Below are 18926 nucleotides of genomic sequence, written 5' to 3'. Positions count from 1 at the left end.
GGGCCGCCGACTACGGCGTGGTGCAGAACGGGGTCAGGCCCATGGCCGACTTCACGCCCTGGACCACCAGCTTCTGGAACACGTCCGCGCCGGGTCCGGTGGAATTCGCGGTGAACGAATGGTCGTTGTGGCCGAGCGTCGTCAGCCATGCGCGGCCGCCGTCGTAGTACTGGCACCAGGCCACGGGATGGAAGTCCGCATGGCCCGGGTGCGGCGCGGAGGTCAGCGGCTTGAGCGTGGAGGTGTCGACCTTCGCGATGAACTTCACCTTCGTCGGGAAGGGCGCGAGGTTGTACCACTCGTCCTGGAACGTGAAGCGCTTGGGCAGGTCGGCCGTGGAAGGATCGTCGGCGACGATCTCCACGTCGCCCGAGCGGTTCGGCCCGTGGTTGTAGAAGTTGGCGTTGCCCAGCAGGCCTTCGTAGTAGGGCCAGTTGTATTCGGCGCCGAAGGCGTTGTGCAGCCCCACGAAGCCACCGCCGCGGCGCATGTAGTTGCGCAGCGCGGTGCGCGCGGCGTCCTGGCTCGTGGTCACCGCGCCGTTCCACAGCGTGTCGCGGTTCGAGCTCGCGAAGATCACGGCCTTGTAGTTGTTGATGCGGCTGCCGAGCACCGACACGTCCTCGGTCCAGTCGGCCGTGATGCCCGCATCCTTGAGCATGCGCACGAGTCCCGCCTGCATCACGTTGTCGGGATTCATCGTCGGGTTGAGGCCCGTGCCCATTGGCGTGCCGAGGTTGGCGTGGCGCGGGCCGGCCGTGCGCGAATAGATCAGCACGCGATCGGGCGTGGAGGCGAAGGCGCCCCAGTCGTTGTAGCACTTCGGGTCGGTGCCCCTGCAGACGTTGTAGTAGGTGTCGAAGCTGTCGTCGGGCGCCTCGGCGACAGGATCGGTGGGGTTCGAGGGCGTCTGGCCGGCAGGCGCCGGCTCGGTCGGCGTGCTCGAGGGCGCAGGTGCGGCCGCGACAGGAACGGGGACGAAGCCCCCACCGCCGCCGTCGCCACCGCCGCAGGCGGCCAGGGTCAATGCAAGGATCGCGCTCGACGCGAGACCGAGAGTCAATGAAGGGGCTGATTTCAACGAAGTCTCCTTTTTGTGATCTGAGGCCAAGATCGCGCGAGCGCGCTCTGCCGGAATGTGTCGACTGCCCCTTGCTGGCCGGCGGGAGCAGACGACGGCGAACGGAAGCGCCGGCCCATGGAAACAGGAAAGGACGCTGCTCTTGGCTCCTGCATGCGAGCGGGCAGCAGCAGTCCACCCTCCCGACCCGCGGGAGGTGCTGACTCAGGAAGCAATGAAGACGGAACGCGCGAGCGAGCTCAGGACGGCGCGTTGGGCACGCGCCGGAGATCGTGTGCGGACGGTGGACGGAACAGTGGCACGGATCGACTCCAGAACAGGCGGACGAGGGCGTTCAGGCCCGATGGAGAAAGATCATAAGCAGGATTGGAAAGTATTTCCATAATAGAAATCCCTTCCTTTTGCGTGCGGAAGATGCCTTGCTGCGAAGGGCTCCGACCGCCATGCGGGCGGGGCATCTCGATCAGATTGGTGATTCGGGGCCCAACCACAGCCATGCCTGCGATGGCAGCTTCGGCGCTCCCGCGAGCGTGTGGTCGGTTCCGACCGTGTCCTGCAGCGCCGCGATTTCGCCATGGCCATCGGCCCCGAGCCGACACCGCGCAGGCGGTGATACTCGGGCCAGACCGATTTATCGTCGGAGCCGCGCATGGGGACACGGTCCGGATCGCTTCCTGCAATACCTCCCCGCCGCGGCATGGCATCCTGGAGGAAATCACGTGCCGGAAAAATCCATGTCCAGCCTGGGACGCATGCTGGGTGTTCTCGATCTCTTCGACGACACGCACCTGACGCGCACGGCGGACGACATCGCGGTGGCGCTCGACGTGTCGCTGCCCACGGGCTATCGCTACGTGCGCATGCTGCTCGAAGCCGGCCTGCTGCAGCGCGTGGAGGACTCCCACTACGCGCTGGGGCCGCGCATCATCCTGCTCGACCACTACATCCGCAAGGCGGACCCGGTGCTGCGCGAGGGCATTCCCGTGATGCGCGAGCTGGTCGCGGCCACCGGCTTCGACTGCGTGCTCTCAGGCCTCTTCGGGATGCAGGCGCTCGATACCCACCGCGAGATGGGCGGCGCTCCGGCAACGCTGGCCTATGGACGCGGACGGCCCCGTCCGCTGTTCCAGGGTGCCGCACCGAAGGTGCTGCTGGCGAATTTCACGCCGGCCCAGCTGCGCAAGGTCTTCGACGCGCGCCACGACGAGATCGTTCGCAGCGGCCTGCCCGCCGACTGGAGCGAATTCCGCAAGGGCTATGCGGCGATCCGCAAGGCAGGCCACTACGTTTCCATCGGCGAACTCGAGCCCCAGCTCGCGGCGGTGGCCGCGCCGATCCTCAAGGCCGATGGCGGCGCATGGGCTGCGATCTCGCTGGTCTTCGACACCTCGCGCCTGGCCATCGTCGATCTCGACAAGATCGTCCAACTGGTCACCGAGGGGGCGTCGCGCATCGGGAGCCGGCTCGCCTAGCCCGCGTCGATCTCGGGCCCGCTGATCATGGGCCATGCGCGCCGATCAGTTTCCGGAAGGCGTGAGCGGTCCTCGCTTGACGAGGTCGAACAGCACACCGCGGCTGACCCGCAGGAGTTCGGCGCTACGGATCTGAAGCGTCGAATCATTTCGCCCGGTGCCGCAATAGATGGTTTCCATTGCGGTCACTCCAGAGTCGATCACCACCTGCGCCTCATTGATTGGCAAGGGCGCGACGCCGCCCGGGACCATCGCGAGGAACTGTGCCAGCTCCGTGTCGGTGGCCATCTGCAGGTCCGCCCTCCGCACGCAGAGGGCATCGGCGATCTTCTTGTAGTCCGCGCGCTCGGGCGCCTGCATGGCGGCGATCGCGTAGCGATCTCCCGGAAGGCGAAAGGCCAGGCTCTTGACCATGGCATCGGGGTCGAAGGGAAGCAGTTGCCGTGCGTCGCTGAAGCTCACCACGGGGGCGTGGCTGTGCACTTCGAAGATCGCATCGCACGACGTCAGGAAGGCGCGTATGGTGGGGCTCATCGCATGGGGTTGGAGGAACTGTGGCGCCGCGGCGGGCTGGTCCTGTTGCCATGCATTCGCGTACTCATGGGACAGCTGCCATGCCGAAGCCAAGACGCAGCAGGGCCACCGCCACAACGCCCACGATGATCGTCACGAACATGGCGGGCGGTATCCGGACGTAAAGACGCGGGCATCGTCCCGGACCGCGTCGCGCAATCGGCGGCTGGCGGCTCCTGCTGCCGCTTCTTCTTCAGGATGTGCGTCTTCTCGCATGAGGCCATTCTTGCAGCGCAGTAAACGCCTGTCTTGAAGAAAATTGACATGCCCGATCCGGCATGAGGGCTCGATAGTCGAGACTCGCAACGCAACCCACGTCACCGGTTCTCGCGCGGCAGCGCAATGGCGAAGATGGAAGCGCACCGAATCGGATGGCCACTCACGGAGAAGAACTCCTGAAAGCCTTCGAGCAGCCGCATTTGTGTCAGCCGCGCTCGCTTCCGCGTTCCTGGTCCTGCGGGCCTCGCGGGAGGATCGTCTGCTGCGGACAGAACTTTCCGGATATGCGGACTATGCCCGTCGCGTGCGCTGGCGGTTGATTCCGGGCCTCTGGTGAGACTGTTCTCTTGGGAAATGGATCGCCTGCTTTTCTCAGCCGTGTTTGAGCGCCATCACCATGCTCTTCAGTCCGATGCTACCGACAGGCCTGGCAAGACGCAGACCGCTGCGTTGCGACTCACCGAATCAGGATGTCGTTGATGACTTCGCTGACCCCCTTGACGGAACGAGCGATCTCGCCGGCCCGATCCTTTTGGTCTGGCGTCTTCACGAAGCCACTGAGTTGCACTCGACCCTTGAAAGTCTCGACTTTGACTTCCACGGTGCTCAGGTCTTCATGAATCAGAAGATTGGTCTTCACGCGCGTGGTGATGCTCGTATCGTCCAGGTACTCGCCCGTGCTTTCGCGCACCGGTGTCGCCACACAGCCGACCAGTGTTGCGGCCAGCAGGCTCGTCGCCACACAGCGAAACCTAAGAGGAAGGTGGTGAATCATCGCGGTCTCTCTTCGGCAGTGGCATGGGCGCCTAAGCTAGTCATCCCGATGCGCCGCCATGTTGAGGCAGCTCAAACCGCTGGGCGGCTTCGGCTTGGAGAGATCTGGCGGGAATGCATGCCGGTGGTTTTGTGAAACCTCGCTGGTCGATCAGTGCGACAGCATGAGCATGGGTCTCAGCGAAAGATGGGGCCTGCGCGATGGATGCGAACGCAGATCCATCGAACCGCGAGGCCGCGCGATCCCGAGGTTGTGACAGGCGACCGCGACTCAGGGCTGCACCCGTTGCGCTAGGTCAAGCGTACTCGCCGTCTCCGGGGCAAACTCCGAACCGACAGTCAGCCGGCGCTGGTAGAGGTGCTTCGGCAGCCAGCCGTCTGGTAAGACGGCGTCCTCGATGCTGGCGGCTGTCCATCTACGTTTCTGCGACGACTGGTGGATTTGCGCCAGCATCCTTCGCTGGTCTGCAGGCGGAAGCATCGGTCTGGAATCTGCGAGGGCTTGACGAATCGAAAGGACTGGCGTCGTTCACGCTCGGCGGCTGCGTCGGTCGCTGGCTAGCTTCGACCCTGGCAGCATGCGCAAGAGCGTCGTGTCCCGCACGATGTAGTGGTGCACCAGTGCCGCCAGCGCATGCAGGCCGATGAGGAAATAGCCGACGCTGGCCAAGGATTCATGGATCTCCTTCAGCCGCTCGGAAAGCGCCTTGTCTGGCCCCACCAGTGACGGCACATCCATCCCGAACAGGATGATCGGCTTGCCTTCGGCACTCAGCGCCAGCCAGCCCAGGATCGGCGTAGCGACCATGAATACATAGAGCACCAGGTGCATCAGTTGCGCCAGCTTCTCTTGCCAGGCCGGAACGGGTGGCTGCACTGAGGGGGTCGGCCCCGCGTGCCATCGAAGGGCAAGACGAGCCATCACGAGAACCAGCACGCTCAAACCCAGCAGGAAATGCAACGCCTTGAGGCCGACACGCAGGTCGCTGCCCCGGGGTGCGAGCCCGCGCAATTCCATGCAGGCATAGACAGCGGCGAGGAGTGCCAGCATCAGCCAGTGCGCAGCAATGACCGATGCGTGGTAGCGGGTATCCGAGTTCCTGAGTGCCATGGTCGTTCCTTCGAGCGAAGACGCTCGTCACCTGGATCTTTCGTACGTCATCCGGTGTTCAGTGGGTCAACAGCTCTGTGCTCCGTCTCTTCTTTCCACGAGCCTCGGCCTGGGTTGCGCACCCGGCCTGGCAGCCTTCGCAGACGAATGGGTCACGGTGGTGCGCGCTCGCGGATGGAGAGCAACCAATCTAAACGTGGCACGCGCTGCATCAAGCACCCGGTTGATGCTTCGGAGCCACACCAGCTTGCCGAATCGCCTATTCCAGGCCCTCCTGGGATGGTGCCCCGACGACTTGCTCGCACGGTACGGTCCTCGGCCAAGGAGTCGGGCGTGGTGCCCGTTGCGAATGGCCGGCTGCCCAGGGTGCGGGGGCACAACTGCGCGATGAACCGCCCACGAAAAGGGCGGGCCCGCCCGTGGTCAGGCCGTGGCGTGAGCGGCCGGTCGGCGCCGCATGCTGGCCTGCCGAACCGCATCGGCGAAAGCCCGCATCGCGGGGCTCTGCTGCTGGCCGTCACGCCGAAAGAACAGACCGAAGGAGGGCAGTGGCATCTTCGGCGTCACGTTGAGGCGGCGCACCCCGCCGCGTGCGAGTTCATCGCTCGCGTGCTCCCGGCGCACCACGCACACCAGGGTGGGATCGTGGCGCAGCAGCGTGCCGATGGTCACCGAGGAGATGGCCTCGATGACCGGCACGGGCGGCGTCACGCCGTCGTCGAGAAAGGCGGTCATGAAGGCCTGCCGGACGAGCGTTTCCTTCGGCGGCACCATCCATGCCGCCGCCTGCAGGTCCGCCCACCGCAGCCGTCCGCGGCGATGGAGCTTGTTGGCGTTCGCAGTCAGCACGCAGAGCTCGTCCTTGAGCATCACCACCGGCTCCAGCAGGCGCGCGGTGTCTCCGGCCAGCAGCTCCGGTGTCACGGCGCCGAAGACACCATCGAGTTCGCCTTCGAGCAGCCGCTGGATGAGTTCCTGCACGCGGCCCTCGCGCAGCTGCACCGACACCCCGGGCATCTGCCGGCGCAGGGCCGCCACGGCGGCGGGCACGGTCGCCGTGACCGAGGGCGCGCCGATGCGCAGCATGGCCAACGCGCCGCTCTGCATGGCCTCCACGTCTTCGGTGGCGCGCTCGAGCTGGTTGAGCACCGCGCGGGCGTGGAAGACTGCGCCGGCCCCGAGGGCGTTGGCATGGATGCCCTGGTGGCTGCGCTCGAACAGCCTCGCACCGAAGCAGGACTCGATCTCGCCGAGCATCTTGCTGATCGCCGGCTGGCTCAGGTGAAGCCGCGCCGAGGCGCCGCGCATCGTGGCCGTTTCCGACAGCGCGACGAGCAGTTCCAGGTGGCGCAAACGCAGCTTGCGCACGAGGTGGTCGGTCTTGCTGTCCATGGGAGGGCTCCGGTTGGCGATTTCGATTCGTGATCACTCCCTCACGATTATCGAATTTTCAAGAATCGCCCAGGCCGATAAGGTCCGGGCGATGAATTCCACGAACAAAGAGACAGGCACGAGCACGGAGGTCCACCGCCCCGCGGCTCCGCTCGAAGGTGTGCGCGTCCTCGACATGGGGCAGTACATCGCCGGTCCGGGTGCGGCCATGGTGCTGGCCGAGCTCGGCGCCGAAGTGATCAAGGTCGAGCCGCTCGCAGGCGACCAGGCCAGGCACATCGGCCGCTACGGCGAGTCGATGATCCGCGCCTACAGCCGGGGCAAGCGCTCGATCGCGCTGGACCTCAAGAGCGAGGCCGGCCTGGCCGTCGCCTGGCGTCTCATCGAGGCCAGCGACGTCGTCATCCAGAACCTGCGCCCGGGCGCTGTCGAGGCACTGGGGCTCGGACCGGACACGGTGCGCACGCGCTTTCCGCAGATCGTCTTCCTGTCGATTTCTGGCTTCGGCACTCAGGGGCCTTCGGCCCTGCGGCCCGGCTACGACATCGCGGCGCAGGCCGAGAGCGGGCTGATGTCGCTGACCGGCGAGCCCGACCGCCTGCCGCAGAAGGTGGGTGTTCCCGTCATCGATGCGGCGGCGGCCCACCTGGGTGCGCAGGCCGTGCTGGCGGCCCTGTATGCGCGTGCGCGCACTGGCCGCGGCGAGACCGTGCGCACCTCGCTGCTCGAAGTGGCGATGCACCTGCAGGCCACCACCTGGTGCGACTACCTCGGTGGCGCGCCCGAGCCCACCCGCATCGGCGACGGGCAGCCGCACAACGCACCCGCGGCCGAGGTCGTGCCCACGCGCGACGGCCACATCGTGCTGTCGGCGTACGCGGACGAGCACTGGGCACGCTTTTGCCGCGTGATGGGCCGCGAGGCGCTGGCAAGCGATCCGCGCTTTCGTACCAACGCATTGCGCGTGCAGCACCGCGAGGCGCTGCGCGGCGTGCTGCGCGAGTGCCTGTCTTCCTTCACCAGCGAGGAGTGCGTGGCGCTGCTCAGCCGCAACCAGATCGTGGTCGGCGCCGTGCGCAGCTACCGCCAGGTGCTCGACAGCGCCGACGTGCAGGCCAGCGGCATGCTGGTCGACGCCGTGGCGCCCGACGGCAGCCGCTATGCCTCGCTCGCGCTGCCCTACACGCTCGGCCACGCACCGCGGCCGACGCCGTCCGCAGCGCCTGCCTGTGGCGCGGACACCGACCTCGTGCTCGGGGCGCTGGGCTTCGACGCCGACGAGATCGCGCGGCTGCACGGCATCGGCGCCGTGGCCTGAGCGCGGCTGCATTTCCTTCGACCGCTTGAGAAATCCATGACCATGCATACCGATGCGGCCATCGACTCGGCCCTCGACTCGGCCGCCGACGCGCAAACCGCGACCGAAGCCGCAGTGATCCAGACCTTGCCGCTCTACGAGACGATGCGCATGCGGGCGGCCACCACCGCGCGCCGGCATCCTGTCCTGGGCTTTGCGGCGCCCGAGCGGGACTCGCGCATGCGCTGGGTCAACCAGTTCACCCATACGCACCGCCGTCTCGGACCCCAGGACAAGGAGGTCGTGAGCCCCAACAACGACACGGTCTACAGCAACGCCTGGCTCGACCTGTCCGAAGGCCCGGTGGTCATCGAGTCGCCCGAGATGGGTGAGCGCTACTGGACGCTGGGCCTGCTCGACGCCTGGACCAACCCCTTCGCATACGTCGGGCGTCGCACCACCGGCAACCGGCCGCAGCGCACGCTGGTGCATGCGCCAGGCTGGCATGGCGAGGTGCCGCAAGGCATCACGCACAAGATCGCGGCGGGCGGCAGCGACGTCTGGCTGATCGGCCGCCTCCTGGTGGAGGACGACGGTGCCGACGCGCAGCGCGTGCGTGCGAGCCAGGCCGCCTTGCGCATCGTGCGTTCGGACGGCAGCGACGCGGCGATGCGCGTCGACACCTGGATCGACGGCCTGGACACGCGCGTTCCGGAGCCGTCGCGTTTCCGTGCGGTGGTGGACGAGGCGCTGCGCCGCAATCCGCCGCCGGCGGGCGAATCGCTCGACTGGCCGCCACCGACCGCGATGTTGGAGGCGGCCCTGCCCGCGGTGTACGAGCGACTGCGCCATGCGGGCCAGCCGCACGACCTGGGCGGCGGCTGGGCCATCCCGGTGATGGTGCGTACGCACTGGGGTGACGACCACCTCACGCGCGCGCGCATCGCCCGCAACTTCATCGGTGCGCTCGGCGTGGAAGAAGCCATGTACCCCACGGCCGAGGTGGACGCGGACGGCGACGTGCTGCATGGCGGGCGCCGCTACGAACTGCGCTTCGCGCCAGGGCGCGGCCCGCAGGTGGATGCGTTCTGGTCGCTCACGATGTACCGGCGCAGCGACTGCCTGTTCGTGGCCAACCCCATCGACCGCTACTCTATCGGCGACCGCACACCGGGCCTGCGTCACGAGCCGGACGGCGGCGTGGCGATCCGGCTGCAGGCCGATGATCCGGGCCCCGGCGTGAACTGGCTGCCGGCGCCGGCCGGCGAGCCGTTCTATGTCGTGCTGCGGCTGTACCAGCCCGGAGCCGATCATCTCGCGCTGCGGTTCGACTACCCCCCGATCCGCGCGCTCTGAGTCCCTGCCACCCACAACAACGACGGAGACAACCACCATGGCCATCCAACGCCGACACCTGCTCGCCTCGGCTGCCGCCGGGCTCGCACTTCCCTGGAGCGTGCCCTCGCTCGCGCAGCCCTGGCCGCAGCGGCCGATCCGCATGGTCTCGCCATACGGCGCCGGCGGGTCGAACGACATCCTCACGCGCGTGCTCGGCGACTACCTCTCGCGCCGCCTGGGCCAGGGTATCGTGGTCGAGAACAAGGCCGGCGCGGGCACGCGCATTGCCAACGACTACGTGGCCAAGGCAGCGCCCGACGGCTACACGCTGCTGCACGCGGCCGCGCCGATCGCCATCGGCGAGGCGCTCTACAAGGACCTGCCCTACGACGTGCACAAGAGCTTCGCCGCGATCGGCAGTACCGCCATCGCGCCGCTGTTCCTCGTCGTCAACGCGCAGGCGCCGTACAAGACGCTGGCCGAATTCATCCGCTACGCCAAGGACAACCCCAAGGGCGCGACCTTCGGCTCCCCCGGCGCCGGCTCGGCGCCGCATCTCACCGCCGAGCTGCTGCTGCGCGCGGCCGGCGTGAAGGGCATCGTGGTGCAGTACCGCGGCGATGCGCCCGCCTACACCGAACTGCTGGCCGGCCGCATCGACGGCACGCTGACGGCCATCTCTACCGCCGTGCCCCACATCCAGGCCGGCAAGCTGCGCGTGCTGGGTGTGGCCAACGAGGAACGCACGCAGCTTTACCCCGACGCGCCGACCTTGCGCGAACAAGGCCTGGCGAACGTGGTGGGCTATGGCTGGTATGGCCTGCTCGCGCCTGCGGGCACGCCGGCCGACGTGATCGGTCGTCTGAGCGCGGATCTCCGCGCCGCCCTGGCCGATGCCGACGTGCGGCGCAAGGCCGAGGCCGTGGGCCTGCAGTTGCGTGGCAGCAGCCCCGCGGAATTCACCGCCTTCATGGCTGGCGAGACGCGCAAGTGGGCGCAGATCATCGAAGCCGCCCACATCACGGCCGAATGATGCGCACGCTGTTTCGCATCGTCGGCGGGCCGGCCAGGCTTGCCCGCCTGATCGTCCTGCTGGCGTCGGGGCTGCTTTGCGGCTGCGCGGCCATTGCGCCGGGAGACGGCGGCGGACTGCGTCGGCTGACGAGCTACGGGCCGGTCATCGGGCTCGACGACGCGGCCGCGAACGGCACCTGGAGCTGGAAGGGCGTGCCTTATGCGCAGCCGCCGGTCGGTGCATTGCGCTGGCGTGCGCCGCAGGATCTGCAGCCCTGGACCGCCGCAAGGCGCGCGACCGCCTTCGCGCCGGCCTGCGTGCAGACGCAGCGGCTCTACGGCCCGGGCCTGAACAACCGCTACGACGAAACCGTCGGCACTGCCCTGGGCCGCACGGTCGGCTCGGAGGACTGCCTGTACCTCAACATCTGGACCCCCGCGTCGCGCGCCACCGCGCCGCGGCCGGTGATCGTGTTCGTGCACGGCGGCAGCAACATCACCGGCTACACGGCCGACCCGGTGTACGACGGCGCGGAACTCGCCCGCCACGAGGACGCCGTCGTGATCTCGGTCAACTACCGCCTGGGCATCTTCGGCTTCCTCGATGCTGCAGCCCTCAAGACCGGCCGGCGCGACGAAGACTCGGGCAACTTCGCGCTGCTGGACATCGCCAAGGCGCTCGAATTCGTGGCCGGCAACGTCGCGGCATTCGGCGGCGATCCGAGCCGCGTCACGCTCATGGGGCAATCGGCGGGTGCGGTGAATGTCTATGCGTTGTTGACTTCCCCGATGGTGGCGGCGCGCCCGCAGCCGCTGTTTCATCGCGTCGTGGCGATGAGCGGCGGCCTGTCGACGGCTGCAACCTTGCCGCGTGGCGGCATCCCCGCCGTGCTGCCCGCGCCCGTGTGGGCCGCTCGCGGCGAGGCCCTGGTGCTCGATGCGCTGATCGCCGCTGGTCGCGCGGCTGACGAAGCACAGGCGCGTCGCCTTGTTGCCGCCGAAGGCGCCGCATCCACGGCGGCATGGCTGCGCACGCTTGCGCCGGATGCTTTGCTCGAGGTGGTGCGCACGCGCCTGACCGCTCGCGGCATGGCCGCCTCCAACCCGATCCCCGACGGCTGGGTGCTGGCCTCCGACCCGATCGCCGCCGTGCGCGAAGGCCGTTACCTGCGGGTGCCCGTGCTCGCCGGCCACACGCGCGACGAAACCAAGCTGTTTCCCCAACTCTTCGCGCTGAGCGCTGACCTGGGTGGCCGCAGCGGCCGGCTGCTGAGCGACGCGCAGGTGTTCTCCCTTGCATGGCGCTACGACCCGGAGGCCCCACCGCAGACCACGGTGGCCGAATGGATTCCCGCGGCCTTCCTGCCGGTGGACACCCCGGCCACCGGCTTCGACGCACGCGCCGCGCAGCTCGATCGCCTCTGGTTCGCAGCCATCCGCGACGACGTGCTCAATGCATTGCGCACGCGGCAGGAGGCCGTGTGGGCCTACGAGTTCGAGTGGGACGAGCTGCCAGCGCCCTTCGACCGGATCTTCGGCGCCGCCCACACCTTCGATCTGCCCTTCATGTTCGGCAACTTCGGCCCGTCGCTGTATGCACGCTTCGCGTTCACGCGTGCCAACGCGCCGGGCCGGCTCGCGCTCTCGGACGCGATGATGCGCAGCCTCGGCGCCTTCGCGCGCCAGGGCAGACCGGACGATCCGGCCCTGGGCGTGGTTTGGCCGGCGTGGCCGTCGCGGCTGGTCTTCGATGCGGGGCCGATGCGGAAGGTGATCTCCGTGCGCACGCCGTGAAGACGCGGACCCTCGGGATCGACTGGCGCTTGGCCGGCGGGATTTGCGTGGCGGCCGGCGATCGGCCTTTCAGGGCGCAATGCCTTTGCACCAATCGAAGAACAGATCGAGCTCCCTGGACTTGTCGAACAATGCATCGGCGCGCAACTCCGCGCATCGGCGTCGCATCTCAGGCGTCGGGTAGTTCGTGAGAACCACCATGCGCTGGTGCGGACGTCGGGCCTGGCCTGCTCGCAGCACCGTCAGGCCGGATCCCTCCCGCAGGAACAGGTCGACCACCGCCAGTTGCCAGGCATCGCCCAGGTCTTCCAGAAGCGCAACGGCTTCGCTCGCGGTTTCGGCAACGCCGACGACCTCGGCGTCCGCGAGCTCTTCCAAGGCGGGGATCAGGTTTTCCCTGATCGTGATGCTGTCCTCGACGAGCACGGTGGAAAGCGGCATCACGGTGGCGCGGGGAAGCGCAGATGAGGTTGTGGGCATCAATAGGACTGACTGCCCGCAATTGGTACCTATAAGTCTCACATGGCGTGTAGGCCGTCGTCGCGACTTGGCCTGCCTGTCTTTACCTTCGGCCTCTTTTGAATAGGATCAAGGAGTGTTGAACGACTAGGAGCCGCATGACATCCCAGACCTCCAGGCCTGCGCAGGAAGATCCTTCGCGCATCGCGAAGGCCTTGCAAGAAAACACGCAGGCGACAGATGCCGTTCAGGAAGTTGCAGAAGAACTGGCCGTGGTGCACGCGGTGCTCAACAGCGACATTCCCAAGGAAACGCTGACACCGGAAGTCGACAGGGCCGTCGAGCGGACAGAGCAGCTCGAGAAGCAGCTCAGTGAATCCGCGGCCGACCTCCAGAAGGTGAACGAGACATTGCGCGAAGAGCTGTCCAGGCGTTCCACCGCGTAGCGCCTCGCGAGCCGCTGTGCCCCTGCGGCACGCGGCACGGGCTCCAGATGTGCCCTGAGCTCGGCATGAAGCACGAATGCACGTCGTTTCTCGACCGCGCCCACTTCTCATCTTTCGATACGTCGCAGCCGACCTACTCGGTCCCGGGAGAACTGCGGTAACGTCCTCGGGGATCACTTCATGTACAAACTCTGCGATCGCCGATGGACTATCTCGCCGAACTTCGCCAGCAGGGCTTCCACCCAGCCGATGACGAGCCCGACTCCGATGGGCGCCGGGAATTCAACGCCGATCTCTTTCGCGGATCGGAGAACGAGGTCACGGTTCAGGTGTATGCCGTTGATCGAGAAGAGTTGGAGCGCGCGGTCATGCCCACGCTGGAGGCCGTGCTGCCGCACGTCGATGCGATGGTTGACGCACTCGGCGAGATCGATGCCGACCTGGCGCAGGTCATCCTCTATCGAGGACGCCTCGGGCTGCACTTCTGGTCCCGGGGCGTGAACAACGAGTTCACGGCCGTCTACACGCACAACGACGGCCGCTGGGATTTCCAGGCGTTCGCAGACATCTTCAGCGCGAGCTAGGCGGGCGTCGCGCCGATGCAGACGGCGCGTACGCGTTCGCCCTGGGGCACTCCGGGTGCCAGGGCCGCCTCAGACCTGCGCCATGCCGCCGTCGACGAACAGCTCGATGCCGTTGACGAAGCTCGCGGCGTCGGAAGCGAGGAAGGCGACGGCCTTGCCGATCTCGCCAGGCTCGCCCAGGCGGCCCAGTGGCACCTGTGATGCCAGGTGGTCGAAGAGTCCCTGGCGCGCCTCCTCGGGCACGAGGCCGCCCAGGCCGGGCGTGCGGACCGGGCCGGGGCTCACGGCGTTCACGCGGATGCCGCGGTCCTTGAGGTCCAGGGCCCAGGAGCGCGCGAAGTTGCGCACCGCCGCCTTGCTCGCGCTGTAGACGCTGAAGCTGGCCGTGCCCTGGATGGAGGTGGTGGAAGAGGTGAGGATCACCGAGGCCCCGTTGCTCAGCAAGGGCAGCGCCTTCTGCACCGTGAACAGCACGCCCCGCACGTTGGTGCCGAAGATTCGGTCGAAGTGCTCTTCGGTGATCGCGCCCAGCGGCATCATGTCGCCGCCGCCGGCATTGGCGAACAGGATGTCCAGCCGCCCGGCCGTCTTCGCGATGTGGGCATAGACGGCATCGAGGTCCGACAGCACCGATGCGTCGGCGCGCAGCGCCGTGGCCGAGGAGCCGATCTGTGCGACCGCCGCGTCCAGTTCCTGCTGGCGACGGCCGGTGATGAAGACGCGCGCGCCCTGCGCCGCGAGCTCCTTCGCGGCACCGAGGCCGATGCCGCTGCTGCCGCCGGTGACGAGGGCGATCTTGCCTTCGAGTTGCTTGTTCATGGTGTGCTCCGTTTCGTGAATGGATGAGGATGGAATCGATGCCTCGCGACGTTGCGCTGCACTTCTGCAGCGGCTCTTCGCTGGGGCATGGAGGAAATGTAGGCTTCGCTCATTGAATGAAAAAGTGCACGGAATGGAATGACTATCCATGTACATGGATAATCGAAGGCTTGTTCCGCAGCAAGGAGTGCCCATGGACCAACTGCTGGCGATGCGCGCCTTCGCCCGCGTGGTGGAAGCCGGCGGGTTCACGCGCGCGGCCGACTCGCTCGACATGCCCATCGCCACGGTGAGCAAGCTGGTGCGCGAGTTGGAGGCCCATCTCGGGGTGTCGCTGCTGCAGCGCACGACCCGCCGCGTGACGGTGACGCCCGAAGGCCAGGACTACCACGCCAAGTGCACGCGCATCCTGCGCGACCTCGAGGACATCGATGCCTCGTTCAATCTCGCCCGAGGCAGGCCGCGCGGCCATCTGCGCATCGACGTCGGTGGCTCCACCGCGCGCGACGTGCTCATTCCGCTGCTGCCGGATTTCGTGGCGCGCTATCCCGACATCCGCATCGACCTGGGCGTGTCCGACCGCCCGGTGGACCTGATCGGCGACAACGTCGACTGCGTGATCCGCGGCGGCCCGCTGGACAGTTCATCGCTCGTGGCCCGGCACCTGGGCAATGCAGAGCTCATCACCTGCGCCACGCGAAGCTATCTCAAGCAGTTCGGCACGCCTGCCTACCCGGAAGAGCTCAAGAACGGCCACCGCCTGGTGAGCTATGTGTCCAGCCAGACGGGCCGTGCCATGCCGTTTCGCTTCGAGCGCGCCGGCGAGAAGATCGAGATCAAGGTCGAGCATCGCATGGGCGTCAACGAAAGCAACGCACACCTGGCCGCCTGCGTGGCCGGTCTGGGGATCGTGCAGACATTCACCTATGCGGCCGATGCGTCGCTGCGCGACGGCTCGCTGGTGGAGATCCTGAAACCCTGGCGACCGGCGCCCTATCCCTTCCATGTCGTCTACCCGCAGACCCGGCATGTCACCCATCGGCTGCGGGTCTTCATCGATTGGCTGGTCGAGGTTTTTCCTTCGCGGCTGAAGGGCGCAAGGTCCCTTGCCGATACGGCATCCTCGTCCTCCGCCTCTTCCTCGGGGGCGCGCACGCGGCACGCGATGCGCGCTGGCCAGCGTCCGGCCACGTGATCCGAGTGCGCGTACGGAGCTTTCACCGCCCGTCTGCGGCCGGCCGCGTTCGTGCTGCTCAGCCAGGCTCGCTTGCGGCGTGTGCAGTAACCGTTCTCAAGGCGTCGACGAGCAGTTGCGCGGAAGGGGACAAGCCAGGATCGGTGCGCCACCAGACGCCGAGCGGGCGCTCCGTCTGGGCCAGCTCGAGCGGCAGGATCTTGACCAGTCCCGTGCGAGCTTCCACTTCGGCAAGGTGCTGCGGCCACACGGTGATCAGGTCCGACGCAAGCACCAGGGCACGGTTGGTCAGGAAAGACATCGACTCCACGGTGGCCGCCGGCGCATCCAGGCCGGCCTCCCGGAAGGTGGCTTCGAGCTGCCGCCGCATGGACGTTTCGTGTGGAGGCAGGACCCATCCGAAGCCGCCGAGTGCTTCCAACCCGATGCGCGGCCTTCTGCTCAACGGATGACGGGCACGAACGATCAGCCGTGCGCGATCGATGCCGAGCACTTCCTGGGTGATGTCTGCCGGCAGGCGCCGCCGCGGCAGCCGGCTCGTCATCAGGTCGAGATCGCCGCGGCGCAGCAGCGTCGTCAGCCAGTCGTGCTGGCCTTCGACAACCGTGACTTGCAGATGAGGCTGGCGCTTCAACACGATGCTCAACGCTGACGGAAGAACGCCGCCGGCTGCGGATGGAAGGGTTCCGACCTTGACGCTGCCATGGCCCTCGCGCAGCTCCATCACCTCGCGATCTGCGTTGCGCAGCTGCGCGATGATGGCGCGTGCGTGGCGCACCAGTACTTCACCGAAAGGCGTCGGTACAGAGCCACGACTGGTGCGTGTGAAAAGTGCGGCTCCGGTCAGCGCCTCCACTTCCTGAAGCGCCTTGGTCACGGCCGATTGCGTCATGTTCAGACGCTCGGCTGCCCGCACGAGGCTGCCTTCACGCTCTATCGCATCCGCCAGACGCAGATGGCGCAGGGAAATGCGCTGTTCCCAGCTTGGCATGAGGACCCCTTCGAGAGAGAAAAAAGCAGGCGCCATCTGCGTCGCTGCCATCACTTATTTTCAAGTCGATGGTAGTCGAATTCACTTTTTGGAAATTCACGGGACTGCCATAGTGCCCTCGGAAGAATGAACTTCCGTCTTTCAAGGACCGACTTCTATGATCGAATACCCCGACCTCCAGCTCTACATCGGTGGCGCCTGGCGCAAGACCCGCAGCGACATGCCGGTGGTCAATCCGGCGACCGAAAAGGAGATCGGTCGCCTGCCGCGCGCAGCGACTTCGGACCTGGACGACGCGCTCAGCGCCGCCGACGAAGGCTTTCGCGTATGGCGCCGCACCGCCCCCAGTGAACGCGCCGAGGTTCTGCGACGTGCCGCGCGGCTGATGCGCGAGCGCATCGATGAGATTGCCCACTCGATCACGCTCGAGCATGGCAAGCCGCTGCCGCAGGCGCGCCTGGAAGTGATCCGGGGCTGCGAGTTCTTCGAATGGGACGCAGGCGAAGCCGTGCGCACCTATGGCCGCGTGATCCCGAGCGCCCACGGCACGCGCTACATCGTGCATCACCAGCCCATCGGCACCGTGGCCGCCTTCTCGCCGTGGAACTTCCCGATGAGCCAGCCCGCTCGCAAGATCGGCGGCGCCATCGCCTCGGGCTGCTCGATCATCCTCAAGGCAGCGGAAGAAACACCGGCCGGCGCCTTGCACATCGCTCGCGCGTTCCACGATGCGGGCCTGCCGCCCGGGGTGCTCAACCTGGTCTTTGGCGATCCGGCCGAGATCTCCGGCTACCTCATTCCGCAGGATCAGGTGCGCCTCGTTGCCTTCACGGGTTCGACCAACGTGGGCCGTCATCTCACGACGCTCGCATCCCAGCACATGACGCCGGTGCTCATGGAGCTCGGCGGCCACGCGCCGGTGATCGTCTGCGATGACGTGGATGTGCGGGACGCGGCGGTGATGTCCGCGAACCGCAAGATGCGCAATGCAGGCCAGGTGTGTACATCGCCGACCCGCTTCTTCGTCGACGAGAAGGTCTTCGATGAATTCGTGGGGATCTTTGCCGAGCGCGCCCGGGCCCTGCGTGTGGGCGACGGCATGGCCGCCGGCGTCGAGATGGGTCCGCTGGCCAACGGCCGCCGTGTGCAGGCGCTGGCCGAACTCGTGGACGACGCCACGGATTGCGGCGCTCGTCTGGTCGCGGGCGGCAGGCGCATGGATCGTGCCGGCTACTTCTTCGAGCCCACCGTACTGGCGAATGTGCCCTCCCATGCGCGGGTCATGGGCGAGGAGCCCTTCGGCCCCCTCGCCGTCATCAACCCGGTGAGCTCGCTGGACGAAGCCATCGCGCAGGCCAACGCAGTGCCCTTCGGCCTGGCAGCCTACGGCTTCACCCACAACGCAGCCAGGGCCGACCGGATGGTGGAGGAGGTCGAGTGCGGCAACTTCTCGATCAACACCCTGGAAGCGTCGCTGCCGGAGACGCCGTTCGGCGGGGTCAAATCCAGCGGCTACGGGCGGGAAGGCGGCTCGGAAGGGCTCCATCACTACATGACCGTCAAGAACGTCTCGCACTTCATGCAGATCGAGGCGGCATCGTCGAAGGCCTGAAAGGGCCGTGCCGGGTCCGGGGCGGCAGGCGACTGCTGCGGTCCCGGAGTGCTTCGCGGTGGGGTGACCGGCCGGCCGGGCCCCGGTCGATGGTTGCATCTTGCGATGCAACTCGGATGCGCATCATGACCCCGGAAGAATCTGGTCGATCGTCGCGTAGTGAGGGCCGGCGAGCCGGGAGATCGGGTCGAGCAGGGCCGTGTCGATCTTGCCCGCCGCAAGCAGCGAGTCACGGACGTGAAAACACTGCACTTCTCCGATGAACAGTCTCGTGGGCCCCGTCCCCAATTCGATGCAGCGATGAAGCCGGCATTCGACGGCGACGGGTGCATCCGCCAGGCGAGGCGTGCCGATTCGTGACGCCGGCAAGGTGCGCAGGCCGAGCACCTCGATCTCGCTGATTTCGGTCGGATACTCCTCTGCGCTCGCATGGAGCGGCGGCAGCAGCGATCGATCGGCGATGTGGACGACGAACTCCTGCGTCTCGAGTATGTTCCGCGCCGTGTCCTTCAGCCCTGTGCCATCGGGCTTCGTGTCGACGCCAATGGCAAGCATGGGCGGTGAGTGGCTGACGAAGGTGAAGGAGGAGAAGGGTGCGAGATTCACGACTCCTGTGCGCGAGATCGTGGTGACCCATGCGATGGGCCTGGGGACCACGATGCCGGTCATGATTTTGTAGATGTCGGTGGCGGGCATCTCCCGGGGATCAAGGTACGTCATCTGAGCTTGCGCCATGTCAATGCCACCGATGGTGG

18 protein-coding genes are annotated in these 18926 nt (G+C 67.0%); 9 read left to right on the top strand and 9 right to left on the bottom strand.

The features are described from left to right. Positions 1-10: 10 nt before the first annotated feature. Positions 11-1063: a ThuA domain-containing protein gene (locus tag FHY06_RS24225; protein WP_260310637.1), complete on the bottom strand. Its 1053-nt coding sequence runs from the start codon at positions 1061-1063 to the stop codon at positions 11-13. 737 nt (positions 1064-1800) lie between these two features. On the opposite strand from FHY06_RS24225, the gene FHY06_RS24220 reads away from it, so the two are divergent. Beyond that, positions 1801-2553, top strand: coding sequence for an IclR family transcriptional regulator domain-containing protein (locus tag FHY06_RS24220; RefSeq protein WP_311733726.1), 753 nt, complete (start codon positions 1801-1803; stop codon positions 2551-2553). Between the two features lie 45 nt (positions 2554-2598). On the opposite strand, the gene FHY06_RS24215 is transcribed toward FHY06_RS24220, so the two are convergent. The 4 genes from FHY06_RS24215 to FHY06_RS24200 all read right to left on the bottom strand — a co-directional run bounded on the left by FHY06_RS24215 (position 2599) and on the right by FHY06_RS24200 (position 6622). Then, a complete protein-coding gene (locus FHY06_RS24215) occupies positions 2599-3087 on the bottom strand; it encodes a YbaK/EbsC family protein (RefSeq protein ID WP_184606559.1) in 489 nt (162 codons plus the stop codon). 715 nt (positions 3088-3802) lie between these two features. Further along, complete coding sequence (locus FHY06_RS24210) at positions 3803-4120, bottom strand: BON domain-containing protein (protein ID WP_184606558.1); 318 nt, start codon at positions 4118-4120, stop codon at positions 3803-3805. A 528-nt stretch (positions 4121-4648) separates the two neighbouring features. Beyond that, positions 4649-5230 carry a cytochrome b gene (locus FHY06_RS24205; protein ID WP_184606557.1) on the bottom strand — a complete coding sequence of 194 codons (582 nt, stop codon included), beginning with the start codon at positions 5228-5230 and terminating at the stop codon, positions 4649-4651. A gap of 423 nt (positions 5231-5653) precedes the next feature. Then, positions 5654-6622 (bottom strand): LysR family transcriptional regulator, encoded by a 969-nt coding sequence (locus tag FHY06_RS24200; protein WP_184606556.1) that lies wholly within the window; start codon positions 6620-6622, stop codon positions 5654-5656. A gap of 91 nt (positions 6623-6713) precedes the next feature. Here FHY06_RS24200 and FHY06_RS24195 point away from each other — a divergent pair, with 91 nt between their 5' ends. From FHY06_RS24195 to FHY06_RS24180, 4 genes are read left to right on the top strand one after another with little or no spacing between them, the layout of a single operon-like run. Continuing rightward, complete coding sequence (locus FHY06_RS24195) at positions 6714-7940, top strand: CaiB/BaiF CoA transferase family protein (protein WP_184606555.1); 1227 nt, start codon at positions 6714-6716, stop codon at positions 7938-7940. Between the two features lie 36 nt (positions 7941-7976). Continuing rightward, the gene (locus tag FHY06_RS24190) at positions 7977-9275 is read left to right on the top strand and encodes a DUF1254 domain-containing protein (protein WP_184606554.1); all 1299 of its coding nucleotides are present in this window, start codon (positions 7977-7979) and stop codon (positions 9273-9275) included. A gap of 37 nt (positions 9276-9312) precedes the next feature. Continuing rightward, the gene (locus tag FHY06_RS24185; RefSeq protein ID WP_184606553.1) at positions 9313-10290 is read left to right on the top strand and encodes a Bug family tripartite tricarboxylate transporter substrate binding protein; all 978 of its coding nucleotides are present in this window, start codon (positions 9313-9315) and stop codon (positions 10288-10290) included. Then, positions 10287-12065, top strand: a complete 1779-nt coding sequence (locus FHY06_RS24180; RefSeq protein ID WP_184606552.1) for a carboxylesterase/lipase family protein — start codon at positions 10287-10289, stop codon at positions 12063-12065. The genes FHY06_RS24185 and FHY06_RS24180 overlap by 4 nt, the downstream gene beginning before the upstream one ends. Positions 12066-12134: 69 nt before the next feature. On the opposite strand, the gene FHY06_RS24175 is transcribed toward FHY06_RS24180, so the two are convergent. Then, positions 12135-12506, bottom strand: a complete 372-nt coding sequence (locus FHY06_RS24175; RefSeq protein ID WP_184606551.1) for a response regulator — start codon at positions 12504-12506, stop codon at positions 12135-12137. Between the two features lie 176 nt (positions 12507-12682). On the opposite strand from FHY06_RS24175, the gene FHY06_RS24170 reads away from it, so the two are divergent. Further along, a complete protein-coding gene (locus FHY06_RS24170) occupies positions 12683-12970 on the top strand; it encodes a hypothetical protein (RefSeq protein WP_132752876.1) in 288 nt (95 codons plus the stop codon). A gap of 203 nt (positions 12971-13173) precedes the next feature. Further along, positions 13174-13554, top strand: a complete 381-nt coding sequence (locus FHY06_RS24165; RefSeq protein WP_184606550.1) for a hypothetical protein — start codon at positions 13174-13176, stop codon at positions 13552-13554. A 69-nt stretch (positions 13555-13623) separates the two neighbouring features. On the opposite strand, the gene FHY06_RS24160 is transcribed toward FHY06_RS24165, so the two are convergent. Further along, positions 13624-14373: a glucose 1-dehydrogenase gene (locus FHY06_RS24160; RefSeq protein WP_184606549.1), complete on the bottom strand. Its 750-nt coding sequence runs from the start codon at positions 14371-14373 to the stop codon at positions 13624-13626. 193 nt (positions 14374-14566) lie between these two features. Here FHY06_RS24160 and FHY06_RS24155 point away from each other — a divergent pair, with 193 nt between their 5' ends. Continuing rightward, entirely contained in the window at positions 14567-15568 is a 1002-nt protein-coding gene (locus FHY06_RS24155) for a LysR family transcriptional regulator (protein WP_184606548.1), read from the top strand. Positions 15569-15626: 58 nt separating this feature from the next. Here the strand turns inward: FHY06_RS24155 and FHY06_RS24150 are convergent, their stop codons facing one another. Then, positions 15627-16610 (bottom strand): LysR family transcriptional regulator, encoded by a 984-nt coding sequence (locus tag FHY06_RS24150; RefSeq protein ID WP_184606547.1) that lies wholly within the window; start codon positions 16608-16610, stop codon positions 15627-15629. Between the two features lie 106 nt (positions 16611-16716). Here FHY06_RS24150 and FHY06_RS24145 point away from each other — a divergent pair, with 106 nt between their 5' ends. Next, positions 16717-18171, top strand: coding sequence for an NAD-dependent succinate-semialdehyde dehydrogenase (locus FHY06_RS24145; protein ID WP_126186233.1), 1455 nt, complete (start codon positions 16717-16719; stop codon positions 18169-18171). 123 nt (positions 18172-18294) lie between these two features. On the opposite strand, the gene FHY06_RS24140 is transcribed toward FHY06_RS24145, so the two are convergent. Further along, positions 18295-18906: a flavin reductase family protein gene (locus FHY06_RS24140; RefSeq protein WP_240650242.1), complete on the bottom strand. Its 612-nt coding sequence runs from the start codon at positions 18904-18906 to the stop codon at positions 18295-18297. Between the last annotated feature and the right edge of the window lie 20 nt (positions 18907-18926).

The sequence above is a fragment of the Variovorax atrisoli genome, assembly GCF_014195185.1.
Taxonomy (GTDB): Bacteria; Pseudomonadota; Gammaproteobacteria; order Burkholderiales; family Burkholderiaceae_C; genus Variovorax; species Variovorax atrisoli.
Note: the sequence above shows the minus strand (reverse complement) of the source record. Positions and strands in the feature narration are given on the sequence as shown.